General features: G+C 61.9%; 14 protein-coding genes. 11 read left to right on the top strand and 3 right to left on the bottom strand.

What is annotated here, in order from left to right; genetic code table 11:
• Nucleotides 1-132: 132 nt before the first annotated feature.
• The 9 genes from ACK56M_RS15295 to ACK56M_RS15255 all read left to right on the top strand — a co-directional run bounded on the left by ACK56M_RS15295 (nt 133) and on the right by ACK56M_RS15255 (nt 8655).
• Nucleotides 133-831 (top strand): CoA transferase subunit A, encoded by a 699-nt coding sequence (locus ACK56M_RS15295; protein WP_015270421.1) that lies wholly within the window; start codon nt 133-135, stop codon nt 829-831.
• A gap of 35 nt (nt 832-866) precedes the next feature.
• Complete coding sequence (locus ACK56M_RS15290) at nt 867-1523, top strand: CoA transferase subunit B (RefSeq protein WP_015270420.1); 657 nt, start codon at nt 867-869, stop codon at nt 1521-1523.
• Nucleotides 1524-1697: 174 nt separating this feature from the next.
• Complete coding sequence (locus tag ACK56M_RS15285) at nt 1698-3116, top strand: short-chain fatty acid transporter (protein WP_013972720.1); 1419 nt, start codon at nt 1698-1700, stop codon at nt 3114-3116.
• Between the two features lie 222 nt (nt 3117-3338).
• Nucleotides 3339-3881 (top strand): helix-turn-helix domain-containing protein, encoded by a 543-nt coding sequence (locus tag ACK56M_RS15280; RefSeq protein ID WP_100413664.1) that lies wholly within the window; start codon nt 3339-3341, stop codon nt 3879-3881.
• A 242-nt stretch (nt 3882-4123) separates the two neighbouring features.
• A complete protein-coding gene (eppA, locus tag ACK56M_RS15275; protein ID WP_167506598.1) occupies nt 4124-4300 on the top strand; it encodes an EPS-associated small membrane protein EppA in 177 nt (58 codons plus the stop codon).
• Nucleotides 4301-4558: 258 nt separating this feature from the next.
• On the top strand, nt 4559-5116 hold the full coding sequence (locus tag ACK56M_RS15270; RefSeq protein WP_015270418.1) for a polysaccharide biosynthesis/export family protein: 558 nt from the start codon (nt 4559-4561) through the stop codon (nt 5114-5116).
• Between the two features lie 24 nt (nt 5117-5140).
• Nucleotides 5141-6256 (top strand): hypothetical protein, encoded by a 1116-nt coding sequence (locus tag ACK56M_RS15265; protein ID WP_100413663.1) that lies wholly within the window; start codon nt 5141-5143, stop codon nt 6254-6256.
• 19 nt (nt 6257-6275) lie between these two features.
• Nucleotides 6276-7838, top strand: a complete 1563-nt coding sequence (locus ACK56M_RS15260; RefSeq protein WP_043935638.1) for a GumC family protein — start codon at nt 6276-6278, stop codon at nt 7836-7838.
• Nucleotides 7839-7848: 10 nt separating this feature from the next.
• Nucleotides 7849-8655 carry a CpsD/CapB family tyrosine-protein kinase gene (locus ACK56M_RS15255; protein ID WP_013972714.1) on the top strand — a complete coding sequence of 269 codons (807 nt, stop codon included), beginning with the start codon at nt 7849-7851 and terminating at the stop codon, nt 8653-8655.
• Between the two features lie 191 nt (nt 8656-8846).
• Here the strand turns inward: ACK56M_RS15255 and galE are convergent, their stop codons facing one another.
• The 3 genes from galE to ACK56M_RS15240 all read right to left on the bottom strand — a co-directional run bounded on the left by galE (nt 8847) and on the right by ACK56M_RS15240 (nt 14051).
• A complete protein-coding gene (gene galE, locus ACK56M_RS15250) occupies nt 8847-9824 on the bottom strand; it encodes a UDP-glucose 4-epimerase GalE (protein ID WP_015270414.1) in 978 nt (325 codons plus the stop codon).
• Between the two features lie 79 nt (nt 9825-9903).
• Nucleotides 9904-12519 carry a cellulase family glycosylhydrolase gene (locus ACK56M_RS15245; protein ID WP_411958766.1) on the bottom strand — a complete coding sequence of 872 codons (2616 nt, stop codon included), beginning with the start codon at nt 12517-12519 and terminating at the stop codon, nt 9904-9906.
• A gap of 5 nt (nt 12520-12524) precedes the next feature.
• Nucleotides 12525-14051: an O-antigen ligase family protein gene (locus ACK56M_RS15240; RefSeq protein WP_015270412.1), complete on the bottom strand. Its 1527-nt coding sequence runs from the start codon at nt 14049-14051 to the stop codon at nt 12525-12527.
• Nucleotides 14052-14147: 96 nt separating this feature from the next.
• Between ACK56M_RS15240 and ACK56M_RS15235 the strand changes: the two genes are divergently transcribed.
• Nucleotides 14148-15524: an oligosaccharide flippase family protein gene (locus ACK56M_RS15235; protein WP_015270411.1), complete on the top strand. Its 1377-nt coding sequence runs from the start codon at nt 14148-14150 to the stop codon at nt 15522-15524.
• Nucleotides 15525-15760: 236 nt separating this feature from the next.
• A complete protein-coding gene (locus ACK56M_RS15230) occupies nt 15761-17227 on the top strand; it encodes an FAD-dependent oxidoreductase (RefSeq protein ID WP_015270410.1) in 1467 nt (488 codons plus the stop codon).
• The last annotated feature ends 49 nt before the right edge of the window (nt 17228-17276 follow it).

Here is a 17276-nt window from a genome sequence, read left to right as displayed (position 1 = left end):
TGTTGGTTGTTTTGCAAAAGTTATCAATCGATGATGAAAACAAAATTAACAAATCAGTCGCTTGCGGTGAAGATGTCCCCACACGCTCACCGACAGCCTCGTCGGTTCAACAACTACAAAAGGCGGATCAGCATGGCCGGACTGGACAAGCGCGTTGCAACCTATGAACAGGCCCTCGAAGGCCTGACCGACAACATGACGGTACTGGCTGGTGGTTTCGGCCTGTGCGGTATCCCTGAAAACCTTATCAGCGAAATCAAGCGCCGTGGCGTCAAGGGCCTGACCGTGGTCTCCAACAACTGCGGTGTCGACGGCTTTGGCCTGGGCGTGCTGCTGGAAGACCGGCAGATCCGCAAGATGGTCGCTTCCTACGTGGGCGAGAACGCCGAGTTCGAACGCCAGCTGCTGAGCGGCGAGCTGGAAGTGGAACTGACCCCGCAAGGCACCCTCGCCGAGAAAATGCGCGCCGGTGGCGCCGGCATCCCGGCCTTCTACACGGCCACCGGCTACGGCACCCCGGTTGCCGACGGCAAGGAAGTGCGCGAATTCAACGGCCGCAAGTACATCCTCGAAGAATCCATCACCGGCGACTTCGCCATCGTCAAGGGCTGGAAGGCCGACCACTACGGCAACGTGGTGTACCGCAACACCGCGCAAAACTTCAACCCGCTGGCGGCCACCGCCGGCAAGATCACCGTGGTCGAAGTGGAAGAGATCGTCGAACCTGGCGTGCTGCTGCCCAGCGAGATCCACACCCCGGGCATCTACGTGGACCGCGTCATCGTCGGCACCTTCGAAAAGCGTATCGAAAAGCGCACCGTCAAGGCCTGAGCGCCATCCACCAGAACAACAAAGAGATCCTGACCATGGCACTGACCCGCGAACAGATGGCGCAACGCGTCGCCCGTGAACTGAAGGACGGCTACTACGTAAACCTGGGCATCGGCATTCCGACCCTGGTGGCCAACTACGTACCCGCCGACATGGATGTGATGCTGCAATCGGAAAACGGCCTGCTCGGCATGGGCGAATTCCCCACCGAAGGCACCATCGATGCCGACATGATCAACGCCGGCAAGCAGACCGTCACCGCCCGCCGCGGTGCCTCGATCTTCGATTCGGCGCAGTCGTTCGCCATGATCCGTGGCGGCCACGTCGACCTGACCGTGCTCGGCGCTTTCGAAGTGGATGTGCAAGGCAACATCGCTTCGTGGATGATCCCGGGCAAGCTGGTGAAGGGCATGGGCGGCGCCATGGACCTGGTGGCCGGTGCCGAGAACATCATTGTCACCATGACCCACGCGTCCAAGGACGGCGAGTCCAAGCTGCTGCCGCAGTGCAGCCTGCCATTGACCGGTGCTGGCTGCATCCGCAAGGTGCTGACCGACCTGGCCTACCTGGAAATCGAAAACGGCGCCTTCATCCTGCGCGAGACCGCGCCTGGGGTGAGCATCGAGGAAATCATCGAGAAAACCGCCGGCAAGCTGATCGTGCCGGATGATGTGAAGGAAATGACCTTCTAAGATCGCGAGCGTCACGCCCCCCCTGTAGGAGCAGCCTTGTGCTGCGAAGCGGCCAGCGCAGGCATGCACGAGATGTGTTGTCTGTACTGGCCGCTTCGCAGCACAAGGCTGCTCCTACAGGGGTTTTGCGTTTTTGCTGATGTATCCGATAAAACCAATAAAAGGAATTGAACTGTGGCCGCTGAAATCCAAGACAGCCGTTCCGCGCGCTTTGCCTTGCGCTGCTCCAACTGGGCCGAACGCTGGTTCCCCGATTCCTGGGTGTTTGCCGCCCTGGCAGTGCTGCTGGTGTGCATCGGCGCCCTGGCCATGGGCGCCAAGCCGACCGACACCGCCAAGGCCTTTGGCGATGGCTTCTGGAGCCTGATCCCCTTCACCATGCAGATGGCCTTCGTGGTCATCGGCGGCTATGTGGTGGCCAGCTCGCCGCCCGCGGCGCGGCTGATCGACCGCCTGGCGCGCATCCCCGGCAATGGCCGTTCGGCAGTGTGCTGGGTGGCGCTGATCTCGATGCTGGCATCGCTGCTCAACTGGGGCCTGTCGCTGGTGTTCGGCGGCCTGCTGGTGCGCGCCCTGGCGCGGCGCACCGAACTGAAGATGGACTACCGCGCCGCCGGTGCCGCCGCCTACCTGGGCCTGGGCGCCGTATGGGCGCTGGGCCTGTCTTCGTCGGCGGCGCAATTGCAGGCCAACCCGGCCAGCCTGCCACCGTCGATCCTGTCGATTACCGGGGTGATCCCGTTCACCGAAACCATCTTCCTTTGGCAGTCCGGCGTGATGCTGGCGGCATTGGTGGTGGTCTCGCTGGTGATCGCCTACGCCACGGCGCCGGGCCCGAACAGCGCGCGCAGCGCCCAGGACTGCGGGGTCGACCCCAGCTTCACCGCGCCACCGGCACCCCAGCGCACCCGCCCGGGCGAGTGGCTGGAACACAGCCCCATCCTGATCCTGTTGCTGGTGGCCCTGGCCGCCGGCTGGCTGTACCAGGAGTTCGCCACCAAACCGGCGATTACCGCCATTTCCGGGCTTAACACCTACAACCTGTTGTTCATCATGCTCGGTGCCTTGCTGCACTGGCGCCCGCGCAGCTTCCTCGATGCGGTGGCGCGCGCGGTGCCGACCACCACCGGGGTGCTGATCCAGTTCCCGCTGTATGGTTCGATCGCTGCCATTCTCACCCAGGTGAAGGGCGTCGACGAGCAGACTTTGGCCCACCACATTTCACTGTTCTTCACCCAGATCGCCACTCATGACACCTATGCCGTGCTGATGGGCGTGTATTCGGCGGTGCTGGGCTTCTTCATCCCATCGGGTGGTGGCAAGTGGATCATCGAGGCCCCGTACGTGATGCTGGTGGCCAATGACCTGCAGTACCACCTGGGCTGGGCAGTGCAGATCTACAACGCCGCAGAAGCCTTGCCGAACCTGATCAACCCGTTCTACATGCTGCCGCTGCTGGGGGTACTGGGGCTCAAGGCACGCGACCTGATCGGCTTCTCGTTCGTGCAGTTGCTGGTGCACGTGCCGCTGGTGCTGGTGTTGCTGTGGGCATTGGGTACGACGTTGCAGTACCTGCCGCCGGTGATGCCGTAACCCTGGGCCTGCGCTGGCTTTTTGTAGGAGCGGCCTTGTGTCGCGATAGGGCCGCAAAGCGGCCCCAGGGTTTCAGCAATAGTGCACAAATTGCCGGGGCTGCTCTGCAGCCCTATCGCGACACAAGGCCGCTCCTACAAGACTCAGCGCAGCAGCCCCAGCATTTCCTGAGCAGTCCACGTATCATTACCAGGCTGCCTTCGCCTGGGAAATCCGCGTCACATGTCTATCCGATTGAAACTGCTGCGAAAGAAACTGGGGATGACCCTGGAGCTGCTGGCTGACAAGACCGGCATGACCAAGAGCTACCTGTCCAAGGTCGAACGTGGCCTGAACACCCCCTCGATCGCCGCCGCGCTGAAGCTGGCGCGGGCACTGAATGTCAATGTCGAAGAACTGTTCGCCGAAGAGCAGACCGGCCAGAACCGCTACAGCCTGGTACGCCATGGCGAGCGCCAGGCATTGGTGGGTGACGGGGCAGGGCCGGGGTACTCGGCCCTCACCAGCCAGATCGGGCAGCGCAGCCTGCTGCCGTTCCTGATCCAGCCGCCGACCGAGTTCAGCGACCCTACGTTCAAGGAGCACCTGGGCGAAGAATTCCTGTTCGTCCACGCCGGCCAGGTGGAAGTGGACTTCATGAGCGAGCGGGTACTGCTGGAGCAAGGCGATGCCCTGCATTTCAATGCCCAGACACCACACCGGCTAAGGTCGGTCGGGCCGCTGCCGGCGCAGTTGCTGGTCGTGGTGCATCATGCAGACGAATAACATGCCAAACCGCCCCACGGCCTTGCCTTTCTCAGCGATGAAACTATGGCGCCACCCATGCAGCGCCCTATGCTCAATTTGCGCGTCGATATTTTGACTGTATTGTCCCGCGCCCATTGAATTTTATTATAGTGTCGAATCGTTGACGCAATGTCATTGTGTTCATAAGCTCATCTCAACGGTGAAACAACTCCCGAACACCTCGCCAACAAACAGTTGATTTTCCTCTTCAGGAGGGGCGTATGCGCACGGCTCTGATTATCAAATCGATGTCTTTGCTGGCGCTGTTAAGTGGCGCAGCGCGTGCGGCGGATATGTATATCAATCAGAGCAGTATCGTCCCTGTATCAACGGCAGGGTGGTTCTTTGCATTTGCTGTCGTTGGCTTTGTAGCTGTCGCCAACAGGAGAAAGATCTGAATCCGCCAGCCTGGGTTCTACCCTTGACGCCAGCGGCCCGGGGCCTCGCTTGTCAATTCCCCAGCCGTTGCTATATTGCCAGTAGCCCGTGCAGGTCCACGGTTGCAGGCAGCAAAGCCCAGGCTGCACAGCGTCAAGGCAAGGCCTCGTAAAGATCGAGGTCATCGCGGTTGGCGTATGCCGCGAAGCGGAGCGAGAGTTGGTGTGCTGTTCTCATTCAGTGCTCTTTGTCGGGCCTTTTCGGCCGGAGGGACCCTCATGGTGCGTTCAATGTTTGCCGCGTTCTGCATGCTGATGGTGTGGTCTGGTGCCGGTAAGGCCGACCCGAGCAGTGCTACCTACCTGCTCAGCCCCGGCGATGTGGTGATGGTTTCGGTGTGGCAGGAAGATAGCCTGCGCCAGGAAGCCACCGTACTTCCCGATGGCAGTATCACGTTCCCCCTGGCAGGTCGCATCGATGTTGCCGGGCTGGATGTGACGACCGTTGAAAAACAAGTGGCTGCCAAACTCGAGAAATTCCTCCCCGACCCGAACGTCAGCGTTGTCGTCAAGAGCATCGCCGGCAACCTGGTCTATGTACAAGGCAAAGTGATCAAGCCCGGGCCGGTACAGATGGCGGGCCCTACCGCAGTGTTGCAGGCCCTGAGCATGTCCGGCGGCCTGGACAAGTTTGCAGATGAAAGCGAAATCAAAGTGGTGCGCGGCACTGGCGCTTCCCAAAAAATCCTGCCCGTGCGATATAGAGACCTGGTGTCTGGCCGGGATATGTCCACCAACATCCAACTTCAGGCTGGCGATACGCTGGTCGTCCCTTGATCTTGCCTTTAATAAGAACACTTAATGCCTCTTCTCAGAACAACTAGTATTGCAACGGCAATCTTGGTGTTGCCGTTTACGAACACGGTCTTGGCAGCAAATTGGCAGTCTACGGTAGTGGTACCGACATCCGTCGAACATGACAGCAACCCCTTGCTGCTGTCGTCGGGTGAAAAGGGAATAACGCGCACGATCATCGCGCCGGATTACACCCTGATCGGTACCTTCGACCGTGACGAACTGAGGTTGGGGCTTGGCTTGAATGTATTGCGCTCGTCCGACACGGCGGTGGTCGACAACCGTGAGGACCCTGATGTGAGCCTGGGCTGGCAGCGTCAGACCGAGCGCGGGCGGTTTGGCCTGCTGGCGCGTTACAACGAAAGTTCGACGCTGTCGGGAACGGTGCTGGATACCGGTGTGGTCACCACCGATGGCACGCAAAAGCTGTATACGCTGACCGGCAACTGGAGCCAGGCGGTTACCGAGCGTAGCACCTTGAGCAACGAAACCACGTACAACCGTGCCCGTTATGACATCAGTACGCTGACGGGTTACGAAGAACTGGGCAACGTGTTCACCTGGACCTACGCCTGGAGCGAGCGGGCTGATCTGTACAGCCGCTTTGGTGCCCGGCGTTATGAGCCCGAGGAGGACCAGACGGCGACGGCGTCCAACAGCTACAGCCCCGCGGTCGGGGTCAAGTACCAGTTTTCCGAAAGCCTCAGCGCCGATGCGCATGTGGGTGTCACCGAGGTTTCCGGTGACGAAGGTGGCCGACGCGGGGAGGGTGGGGTTGCGCTGCTGTACACCGGTGCGCGCGCCGTCGCCAGCTTCACCGCCGAACGCAGCACGGTAGCCAGCGCCGAAGGCGGCTTCGCCGAGCTGGACCAGGTGCGCGGTGTGTGGAGTTACGCCGTCACCGAACTGACACGGGTGGGCGCGGACGCTGCCTGGCAAGACAGCAAAGGGCAGACCCCCAACACCCTGCAGACTTACAGCGTGTGGGCCAGCCGCGAGTTTTCGCCGTACTGGGACCTGCGCCTGTCGCTGATGTACAAGGATCGGCAGCAGGATAACGAAGCCGATGCGAACGCTACGATCGTGGGTTTGACGTTGACGTACAGGTACCCCGACATCTGAACTTCAGGCAGGTGGCCCCATGAAGTCTGACTACGAGCTCTCCCTCAGAGATTACATTGCCATAATCAAGGACAGGGCCCTGTTATTGGGGGTGAGCATCGTAGTCATCCTGGCCGCGACCGTTGCAGTCGCGGTGATGGTGCCGCCGATCTACCAATCGACCGGCACCATCCTGGTGGAGTCGCAGCAGATTTCCCCTGAGCTGGTGTCGACCAACAACACCAGCTTTGCCGATGAACGCATCGAAGTGATTCGCCAGCGGGTGATGACTCGCGAGAACCTGCTGCGCATCATCGACAAGTACAACCTGTTTCCCGACAAGCGTTTCAGCGATAGCGACAAGATCGACCACATGCGCAGCGCCATCGTCGTCGAAACCCTTACCACATACGTGCGCGGGCGGGGTGAAGCGACCGTGGCGTTCAATGTGTCCTTCGAGCACAAGCAGCCCGAGGTGGCCAAGGAAGTCGCCGACGAGTTGGTGACGCTGTTCCTCAACGAGAACCTCAAGCAGCGTACCGAGCGGGCCAACGAAACCACCGAGTTCCTCACCCAGGAGGCGAACAAGCTGGGTGCCGAGCTGGCCAACCTGGAAAACCAGCTGGCGGATTTCAAGCAGGCCCACGCCAACGCCTTGCCCGAGCACCAGACCTTGCGCATGAACATGCTGTCACGGTCGGAGCTGGAGTTCCGCGAGGTCGACCGTGATTACAAGGCCGCCCAGGAAGAACTGCGTTACCTTGAGCTGGAACTGTCCGCGGCCAATGCCGGGCTGGCAACCAAGGCCGGCGAAGGCCCCAGGGCGGCCGGTGCCGAGCAGCCCCAGGACCTGCCCAGCCTGAAGGCCGAATATGCCCGGCTGCTGAGCCGCTACAAGGAAGCCCACCCCGATGTGGTGGCGGTCAAGCGCAGGATCCAGGCGCTCGAAGCCAGTGGCAATCGCACGGCGGCGGCCTCCACGGTCGGCCTCGATGTCGCCCGCGTGCGCGCCAAGATGAGCGCGGCACAGGAACGCATTGCTTCGCTGGCCGAGCAGAAGCGCGAGTTGACCCGCAAGATGGAAGGCTACGAGGCCGAGATCCTCGAGGCGCCGCAGGTCGAGCGTGGCCTGGTGACCTTGATGCGTGACCACGACAACGCGCGCAAGAAGTACGAGGAAATCCGCGCCAAGGAAATGGGCGCGAAGATTACCGAAAGCCTGGAGCAGGAGAACAAGGCCGAGCGCTTTGTACTGCTTGAGCCACCACTGATGCCCGAGAAACCGATCAAGCCCAACCGCAAGAAGATCGCTGCGCTGGGCCTGGTGCTGGCACCGGCAGGTGGCGGTGCGCTGGTGATGCTGCTGGAGATGTTCAACCAGCGCATTCGCGGCGTCGGTGCACTGGAGAACCTGCTGGGCAGGCGGGTGCTGGTGGCGCTGCCATACATCGATACCAAGGCCGATGTGGCCAGGCGCAAGCGTTGGCGAAACTGGCTGATCGTGGCGGCACTGGCGCTGGCGGCTATCATGGTAGTGCTGGTGCACGTGTTCTACATGCCACTGGATGTGCTGTTGTTCAAAGTCATGTCTCGGTTTGCATAGGGAAGCAGTGATGGACAGGACCAAGCAGGCTGTTGGCAATAATCTTCACCAGGTTACCCCGGGTACCCCGCAGGCCTTGTCACCCGCCCCTGGTACGGCACTGGCGGAAGTGCCTGGCCAGTTCGATTACGTGAACACCAAGGTGGTGCCGCTGCGCGCGGAGCACCTGGAGCGTCACCGTATCGTCGCCTACAACAAGAACTCCAACATGAACGGGCCGATCGACCTGCTGCGCACGCAGGTGCTCAGGACCATGGACGAGAATGGCTGGCGAACCCTGGCCATCACCTCGCCAACCCCTGAAGCGGGCAAGACGGTACTGGCGATCAACCTGGCCATGAGCATCGCCCACCACACCACCAAGACCGCTTTGCTGGTGGACTTCGACCTGCGTCGACCCAAGGTCGGCAGCAGCCTGGGCCTGCCCATGGACCAGGCGTTGAACGAGTTTCTGACGGACAAGGCCGAGTTGCAGGACTGTCTGGTCAACCCGACCTTGCCTCGGTTCGTGGTGCTGCCCACGCGGGTGCCGGTGCCGTTGTCCACCGAAATGCTGTCGTCGCCCAAAGTGAGCAACCTGATCAGCGAACTACGCAACCGATACGAGTCGCGCATCTGCATTTTCGATTTGCCGCCATTGCTCAGTTCTGACGATGCGATCACCGTGATACCCAAGTTCGACTGTGTGCTGCTGGTGGTGGCCAACGGTATGAACAACAGGAAGGAGATCGAGGATTGCCTGCATCACCTGGCAAGGGTGAACCTGGTGGGAACGGTATTGAACAAAGCTGACGAGCAGCCTCGAACCTATTATTGAGTCTCGGTATTGTTGGGCTGCTTCGCAGCCCATCGCGACACAAGGCCGCTCCTACAGGTACAGCGCATTCCTTCAGCTGGTGGGGTCTCTGTGGGAGCGGGCATGCCCGCGAAGCAGGCGACGCGGTGGATGGCACCGGCTGCGCCGGTGTTCGCGGGCGCGCCCGCTCCCACAGGTATGGCGCACTCTTTTCAGCTTGTGGGGTAGCGAGCCCAGGGGTACTGCAACTCCCACTGCCACGCATGCCGCACAATCGACTCCAGCGTGGCAAACTCCGGCCGCCAGCCCAGCATGTGCATGGCCTTGCCAGCATCCGCCACCAATCGGGGCGGGTCGCCGGGGCGGCGGGGGGCGTCGAGGGTGCGGATCTGCCGGCCAGTCACCGCCCGGGCCGTATCGATCACCTGCTGCACCGAAAAGCCCAGCCCGTTGCCCAGGTTGAACGCAGTTCGCTCGCCACCCGCCAGCAGGTAATCCACCGCCAGTGCATGAGCCGCCGCCAGGTCGGCCACATGCACATAGTCGCGTATGCAGGTGCCATCCGGCGTGTCGTAGTCGCGGCCAAACACCGTTACTGCATCACGCCGGCCCGAAGCGGCCTGCAGGATCAGCGGGATCAGGTGGGTTTCGGGTTCATGACGCTCTCCCAGCTGGCCCTCCGGGTCTGCGCCCGCTGCGTTGAAGTAACGCAGGCATACCGACTTCAAGCCATAGGCCCGGTCGAAGTCCTCGAGAATCTGCTCGACCATCCATTTGCTCAACCCATACGGGTTGATCGGCCCCTTGGCATGCGCTTCGTCGATCGGCACGTACTGCGGGTTGCCGTAGACGGCTGCGCTGGAAGAAAACACCAGGTGCCTGATACCGGCATTCACCATGGCCTGCAGGAGGGAAAGGGTGGCCGCGACATTGTTCTGGTAGTACTTGCCGGGCACGCTGACCGACTCGCCCACCTGGATGAACGAGGCAAAGTGGAACACGGCATCGAAGCGGCAAACACCGAACAGCACATCCAGGGCGGGTTCGTCGGCGATGTCCAGTTTCGCCCACTGGACGCCGGGGCCGGGCGAGACGAGGTCCGCCACCACCACCTCATGGCCTGTACCGAGCAGGTGCTTGACCATGTGCGAGCCAATGTAGCCTGCGCCACCGACAACCAGAAACTTCATCCATGCCTCCTGGACTCTGCTGTTGTACAGCTGCGCTTTTCAGCTACAGGACTGTTGTGAGGGTAGATGGCCATATGCCCTATTTCAAGAACAGCCAGTTGGACATGTACTTGCCGTCGAACGTGATGCTGTAGCGTCCATCCTGGTAAGCCATCGGCAAGGGTTTCAACTGGGCCTGTGCATCCCGGGCGAACAGCTTCAGGCCAGCAGGCGCCTTGATGCTCAAGGTGCCGGCAAGCGGCTCTACGTTGAACGGTGTCTTGTCATCGGCCTTGGGCACGGCCCGGGTACCCAGCGACAGCAGCAGTTCGCGCGACTGGCCCAGGGGGTTGCCGTCCAGGCTTTGCACCACGACGCTGGCGTACGGCGTTCGTGCTTGCACCTGGATGGCGCCCAGGCTGATCAAGCGACCTCCCAGCCATCCGGTGGCGGCCTGGGTCAGCGGTGTATCGATGGTATAGATGCCCTGTTGCCAGTTGCGCTTGAGTTCGCCCGTATCGCTGACCGCTTCCGTGGCGTCGGCCGGTAGCAAGGACTGCTCCGGGTCCTGCAGTACCTGCGCACCGGCAGGGATGGCGGCGGGTTTCAGCCAGGGCAACTCCGGCGTCTGTGGCAGGGCGATCTGCAGTTGGCCCTTTTCCATGGCCGTGCGCAGCAGTGGCGAGTTGCGCGGAGTGATCTCCTGGTTGTACAGGGTGGCGGGCGTCGGCGCGAACACGTATCGGGTAGTGGCCGGCTTCACATCCGCACGGCGATAGAGCAGGGCGGCAGCGGGCAGGGTGGCGATCATCGCCGGGTCGTTGTACGCGTGCCAGTTATCCGCCGTGCGCCAGCCAGGGTTGAAGGCCTGCTGGCTGTAAGCGTACTGCATCATGGCGTCCCAGCCCTGGTGGGCAGCGGTGCCGGCCACGTACAGCGGCAGCGAGTGGCGGTCGGGCAGCGGGAAGGGTTCGGCGTTCCACTCGGTGACGGTCAGCGGCTTGCCGACTACCTGGGCGGCAGCGAGCCAGTCGATCACGCCGTCGCTGGTCAACGGGTTCTTCTCCAATTGGCCATTGGCACCGTAGCCATGGGCATCGATGACATCGCCTGTGGTCAGTGCCGGCAGCGCGCTCAGGCCATTGCCGCCCCAGGTACTGGTGGTGGCGATCGGCACTTTCACGCCGAGGCCGCGCAGGTGAGTGATCATGTCGGTGTTGAAGCGCTGTTCCAGGTCGTTGAGAAACAGCTTCGAAGGGCCATGCTCCCAGGCGCGCCAGGTGAGGTCGGTGGGCAGGTCATATTGTTTGGCGAAGGCTTTGGCCGCTTCCATGTAGCGCTCGCTATGGCGCGGCACGTCCTTGTTCGGCATCAGGGCGTTACCATAATGCTGGGTGAGGTCGTTCTCATTGGTGAGCAGCACGGCAGCGATGGCGGGGTCGTCCTTGTAAGCCAGGCCGGTGTATTCATTCACATGAGTCAGGTACTGCTCGGCAAAGCGTTTCATCGCCTGTTGGATGCTTCGGTTCACATAGGCGTAACCCTTCAGGTCGACCTGGCTCTCACCCTTGGCCAGTTCCTTGAAGTCATCGATATTGTCATTGGCAGTAAGCGCCCGCTGCACGTGCAGGTCCAGCCAGATATAGATGCCCTCGTCCTTGAGCGCCTTGATCCACAAATCGAGCTTGCGCAGCGATTCGGCACTGAGCTGCTGGGTATCGCGCACCAGGGTGCCGTCGCCGAACACGTTCGGGCTGACCCAGGGCGAGTCGTGGTGATGCAAACGCACCAGGTTGAACCCCAGTGCCGACAGGCGCTTGGCCTGTTGGCGGATTTCTTCGTCGGGGCTCTTGAACAGCGAATAGGCGGACAGGTTGGTGCCCCAGAAGCGCACTGGGGTGTTGTTTTCGAACATCAGCTGCTCGCGGACGGCCTTGACGAAGCCATGCTTGCCGGCAGGCTTTTCCGGGGCGTTGAGGAATGACAGGTCCACGGGCGAGGTGCGCCAGTCCAGTTGGTCGTCGGGCCAACCGGCGGGGTCGGCCAGGCCGAAGCGTTCGCTGGGCGTGGGACCCAGGTCGATGTCGCCGGTGATGTTCAGCACCGCCTTGATCTGCTGCCGACCAGCGTTGATCGGGTCGCTGTAAATGAACGCACGCAGTTCGGACGGGTTGCCGCGCTCGAAATACACCTTGGCCAGCGGCGGGTCGAAGCGCATTTCGATGCGTCGGCCCTGGTCAGCCTTGCCCCATGACCAGCCACGGTTGCCGGGCAGCAGCTGCGGTGCACCCATGCCCCCGGCAATTTGCCCAGGGTCGAACTCGAACACCATGCCACCGCCCATTACTCCGGCCTGGCGGCTGTGGGCCTCGAGGTCGAAGGCCCAGCCCAGGGTTTGCGCCTGCTCCTTGCGGATATCCGCCGCCAGATCGAAGTCCAGTTCCTTGTTCTTGCCCAGCAGCGTGTAGTGGCCGGGGCCAACTACCTTGAACGTGGTGGAAAAACCGGTCCAGCTCCAGTTGGCCGCCCAGAAGTCGAACTTGGCTTTCATCACTGGCCCACCACCGCGGGTCACCAAGGGCAGGCCGTTCTGTTCATCGACACTGACTTGCCACGCTGAGGCCCAGCCGGTGAGCGGCAGTGAGGTCAGGCCGGCGATGGCCGAAACCCGCAGCAGGGTTTGAAAACCCCAGCGGCGCAGGGGGAACAGGTTCATAGGCGTCACCTGGGTTGAAGGGCGGGGTCGGCCAGCGCGATGGCCTGGCTGTTGTGCAGCTTGCGAACCATCTGGACATAGGCCACGCCCAGTCCGGCGACAGTCCAGTACACCACCGGGATGAAGGTGATGCTGCTGACGGTGAAGATGATCACCAGGATGCCGATCAGTGTCGCCAGCAATGCCCGGCCGAGCTGGCGTCGCTCGTCGTCCTTGTCGGGGAAACTGCGCATGGCCTTGCGGATACCGTGCAGTACGGCAGCGAAGAACGCCACGAACAGGCCCAGCCCGACCAGCCCGACCCGCAGTGCCAGGTTTATATAGGTGTTGACGATGTCGATGATGCCGTCACCCTGGATCATCGATTGCATTTCCGGGGTGTTGCGGAAGTCGAACGAGCCGAACAACGGGTTGCGCTGGATGACGATCCACGAGTTGTCCATCAGCCGTTCGCGGTAAGTGATGTTCTCTTTCTCGAGGTTGCCGATGAACGGCAGCATGTCCAGTACCTTGTCGCCACCGGGCACGATGGTCAGCAAGGGCAGGGCCAGCATGCCGGCCGCAGCGAGCAGCGCCAGGCGCCTGACCGCACCTTTGCCCAGGGCGATGAACACCACCACGATGACCACGGCACCGATCCACGGGCCGCGTGACAGTGGCGCGAACAGCCCTGCGGCCAGCAGCAGGGCGCCCAGGGCCCGCTGCAGGGGGCGGCGCACGTAACCCTGGACGAAAAGGAACAGGCCGATGGCCACGCTCATCACATAACCCAGGGCAATCGCCTGCCCGGTGGTAACGCTGGCGCGCAGCGAACCGCCACGGCTCAGGTAGCCGGACATGCTCCACGGCACGCCCATGGCGTCGACCAGGGCACTGTACAGCAGCCAGTGGCGCACGTACTCGGCCACGCCGATCAGGGCCAGAACGAATGAGGCAAGCACGAAGGCCAGCAGGGTGTCCTTGAAGTCGCTGATCTGGCGCAGGCCACGGCTGGCCACGTAATACGGCAGTAACACGTCGACAAACAGGTACAGCGTCTGGCGCAGGGTGTCGGTCAGGGTGGTCTCGCGCAGGTACAGCACGCTCATCAGCAGCAGGCCGGCCGCCAACAACCTGTCGGGCCAGGTGCGGCCGAAGCGCAGGGTGTCGCCTTGCCGGCGCAGGGCCAGCGCCGCCGGCAACAGCACGCACAAGGCCAGCAGGCGGATATGGTTGAGGTCGACCAGGTAATTGACCACGCCAAACCCGGGCACCTGCACCGAAGCCGGCGGGATCAGGAACAGCAGCATGTAGAACAGCGCCATGGGGTTGTGTTCGCGGCGCCCGGCGATGTACAGGATGACGGCGCCAGCACCCAGGTACAGCCAGAAGCTGTGCGAGAAGAAGGCCAGCAGGGTAAGCAGGAACCACAGGTTGCGTCGGCGCTTGAAGTCGCTCAGCGGAATCAGGTCGGTGGCAGGCCGCCGCGCCAGCAGGAAGACCACGCTCGCCAGAAAAAGGATGACGATCAACGCACGAAAATGTTCAGGCATTGGCTATGTGCACCTTTGCATCGGTGGGCAACGGCTAGCGTCGTGGCTGATTGAAACTATAGTGACCTTTTAGCCAGTCAGTCAGAGATTGCTCTCATGCCGTCGATTGATGTGTCTGCCACCGCGAGCCTGCGCAAGCGGGCCCTGAGGGCCGGGTCATGGAACCTGGTTGCACAAGTGGCGTCACAGGTGATGCGCCTTGGCGGCAACCTGATCATGGCCCGCTTGCTGCTGCCGGAAATGTTCGGGGTGATGGTCATCGCCACCACCGTTTCGGTACTCCTGCATCTACTGTCCGATGTCGGCCTGCGGCAGAACATCATCCAGAGCCATCGCGGTGACGACCCGGATTTTCTCAATACTGCATGGACCGTGCAGATCATCCGCGGCTTCGTACTGTTCGCCCTGACCTTGCTGCTGGCCTTGGGGGCCTGGTTCGCCCAGCTCGCCGAGCTGTGGCCGGCGGACTCCACCTATGCCGCACCGGTGTTGCCGATGGTGCTGGCGGCAACCGGGCTGTCGGCGGTGATCTGGGGCTTCCAGTCCACCAAGATAGATGTCGCGGTACGGACTTTCCAACAGAAGCGCGTGGTGCTGGTGGACCTGGCCTCGCAGGCGGTCGGCCTGGTGGTGATGCTGGTGCTGGGCTACCTGACCCATTCGGTGTGGGCACTGGTGATCGCTGGCCTGGTGTCTGCCGTGGCCTGGACCCTGCTCGGTCACACCGCCCTGGAGGGGCATGACAACCGCCTGCAGTGGGACCGCAGCGCGCTGACCGAACTGATCGTGTTCGGCCGCTGGATCTTGCTGTCGTCGATGGTTGGCGTGTTGGCCATGTACGGTGACCGCATGTGGTTTGGCGCCAGCATGACGGCGGCACAACTGGGTGTGTATTCGATTGCCGTGTTGATCCTGGGTGCCGTGCAGACCGCGCTGATGAAGGTTTTCGGCGCGGTGGCGCTGCCCGCCTTCAGCGAAGCGGCACGGGCCGATGACAAGGAGCGCCTCAAGGCCCTGTATTACCGCTTCCGCCTGCTGGTCGACCTGCTGGTGCTGTTCATCTGTGGTGGCTTCCTGACCGCCAGCCCGTTGCTGATCGGTTGGCTGTACGACGATCGCTACCGTGAAGCTGGCCCGATGATGGCCATTCTTTCGCTGTCGTTCCTCACATTGCGCTATACCTTGGCTCATCAGGTGTGGATTGCCCTGGGCCTGACCAAGTACCAGGCCATGGATAACATCATCCGCCTGGTCTCGTTGTGGGGGTTGTTGCCACTGTTGCTGGCGATCGGTGGCGTTGACTGGGCGATCTGGGGGGTTGCCCTGCATACCGTGCCAACCCTTGTGTTGATCGTGTACGTGAATCGCAAGCTGGATATGTTCAGCCTGAGGCGTGAGCTGGTGGTACTGCCGATGCTGCTGGTCGGGGCGCTTTGCGGGGCGCTGCTGACAGCCTTTTTCAACTGGCTGTAATTCGGCTTGTCGGGTGAAACTTTCTAAGGTGCAGGTCATTGGATCATGGGGAAACTTACGTTTTGTACTGCGCAATTGGGTCGTAGGGGGTTTCTCCAAAGTTGTGTCTTGCTTGGTGTAGGTGGTGTGGTGTTCGCTGCTACGCCAGCCGTCGCCAGCCAACCTGCTGGCAGGCCTGGGTTCGTGGTGATCAACGGCTGGGTACTGCCGTCCCGTTACTTCCGGAACGAGCACGCATGATCAGGGACTATCAGCAGCAGAAGGCGCTGCGCGACAGTTACGATGTCTGCATCATCGGCGCCGGCCCGGCCGGTATCACCCTGGGCCTGCGCCTGGCCGCCGCCGGCTGGAGCGTCCTGCTTGCCGAAGGTGGCGGGCGCGAGTACTCGGCGAACTCGCAAGCCTTGTACGCCTGTGCATCCACTGGCCTGGAACTGTATGCCGGGGAAGCTCGCCTGCGTTACCTGGGCGGCACATCCAACCATTGGGCCGGCCGTTGCCGGCCGTTCAGCCCCTCGGACTTCGCAGTCCCTCCCATTGGCGACTTGCCTGGCTGGCCCATTCCTTATTCGGAGATCGCAGGCTACCTGCCTGCTGCCATGGATATCGTCGACCTGCCGCCAGGGGCGGACTTTCGCGCGTTGAATGATGGCCTCGACGGCGGTGACTTCGAACCGGACCGCTTTCTGCTCAGCCCGCCAACGCGCTTTGCGCAGAAGTACGCCACGGCCCTGGAGCAGACCCAGGGCCTGGACGTATTCATCAACTGCAATTGCGTGAACCTGGAGTTCGACCAGGCTTCCGGTCACTTGGCTGCAGTCGTGCTTTCCGATTACGAGTGCAATCGCCAGCGCCTGGTTGCAAGAAACTTCGTACTCGCTACAGGTGCCATCGAGAATGCCCGGCAACTGCTCAACAGCGAGTCGTTGGCGGCGGCGGGGATCGTGAGCAAGGACGGGCTGGTCGGCGGGTGCTTCATGGAGCATCTGAACATTGATCTTGGCACCTTTATCCTCAATTCGAGGCTGGCCCCTGAACCGCGCGAGTACTACACCACCGATGCTTTCGTTGAGGAGTACAAGGCAGGCAAGGGCAACGTCAGGGCCGCCTTGCTGGCTGATGTGCAAACCTATGGTCGTACTGCCGAGGTGAAGCATTTTCTGGAGAACCTGGCCTGCGACATGGGAGTAGCCAGCAAGATCGCCTTCGTGGCCAAGTTCAACTGCCCCGGTGATGGCGTCATCAGCACCATGATCGAGCAGTTTCCCAACCTGCACAGCCGTATTTCGCTGCTGGAGGAGAAGGACGCACTGGGCGTGGCCAAGGTCAATGTCAACTGGGCCCTGACCGCTGATGACCGGCACACCATCAAGTGCATCGGAAGCGAGCTGGCCAAGCAGTGGGCTGCCATGGACCTGGGCTACATCAGGCTCAATGACTTCGTTTACGACACCTCGATACCGTTGAAGTTGTCGCCACATGCCCATCACATGGGTACCACGCGCATGGCGTCTTCGGCGCAGTTTGGTGTTGTCGATACCAACTGCAAGGTGTTCGGTACCGAAAATCTTTATGTCGCCGGCAGCAGCATCTTTGCCACGGGCGGCGCTTGCAATCCGACCATGCCGCTGCTGCAGTTTGCGGTACGCCTGGCCGACCACCTCGATGCCAGGCTGAGCGCGGCCAGCGACGCCGTGGGGTGATGCATGTTGTAAACGGGTTGAGTGCGCGACGGTCAGCACCCACAAGAAC

This window comes from Pseudomonas sp. s4 (genome assembly GCF_046764235.1).
GTDB lineage: Bacteria > Pseudomonadota > Gammaproteobacteria > Pseudomonadales > Pseudomonadaceae > Aquipseudomonas > Aquipseudomonas asiatica.
The sequence above is the reverse complement of the archived record's forward strand: the minus strand, read 5'-3'. Positions and strand labels throughout refer to the sequence as shown.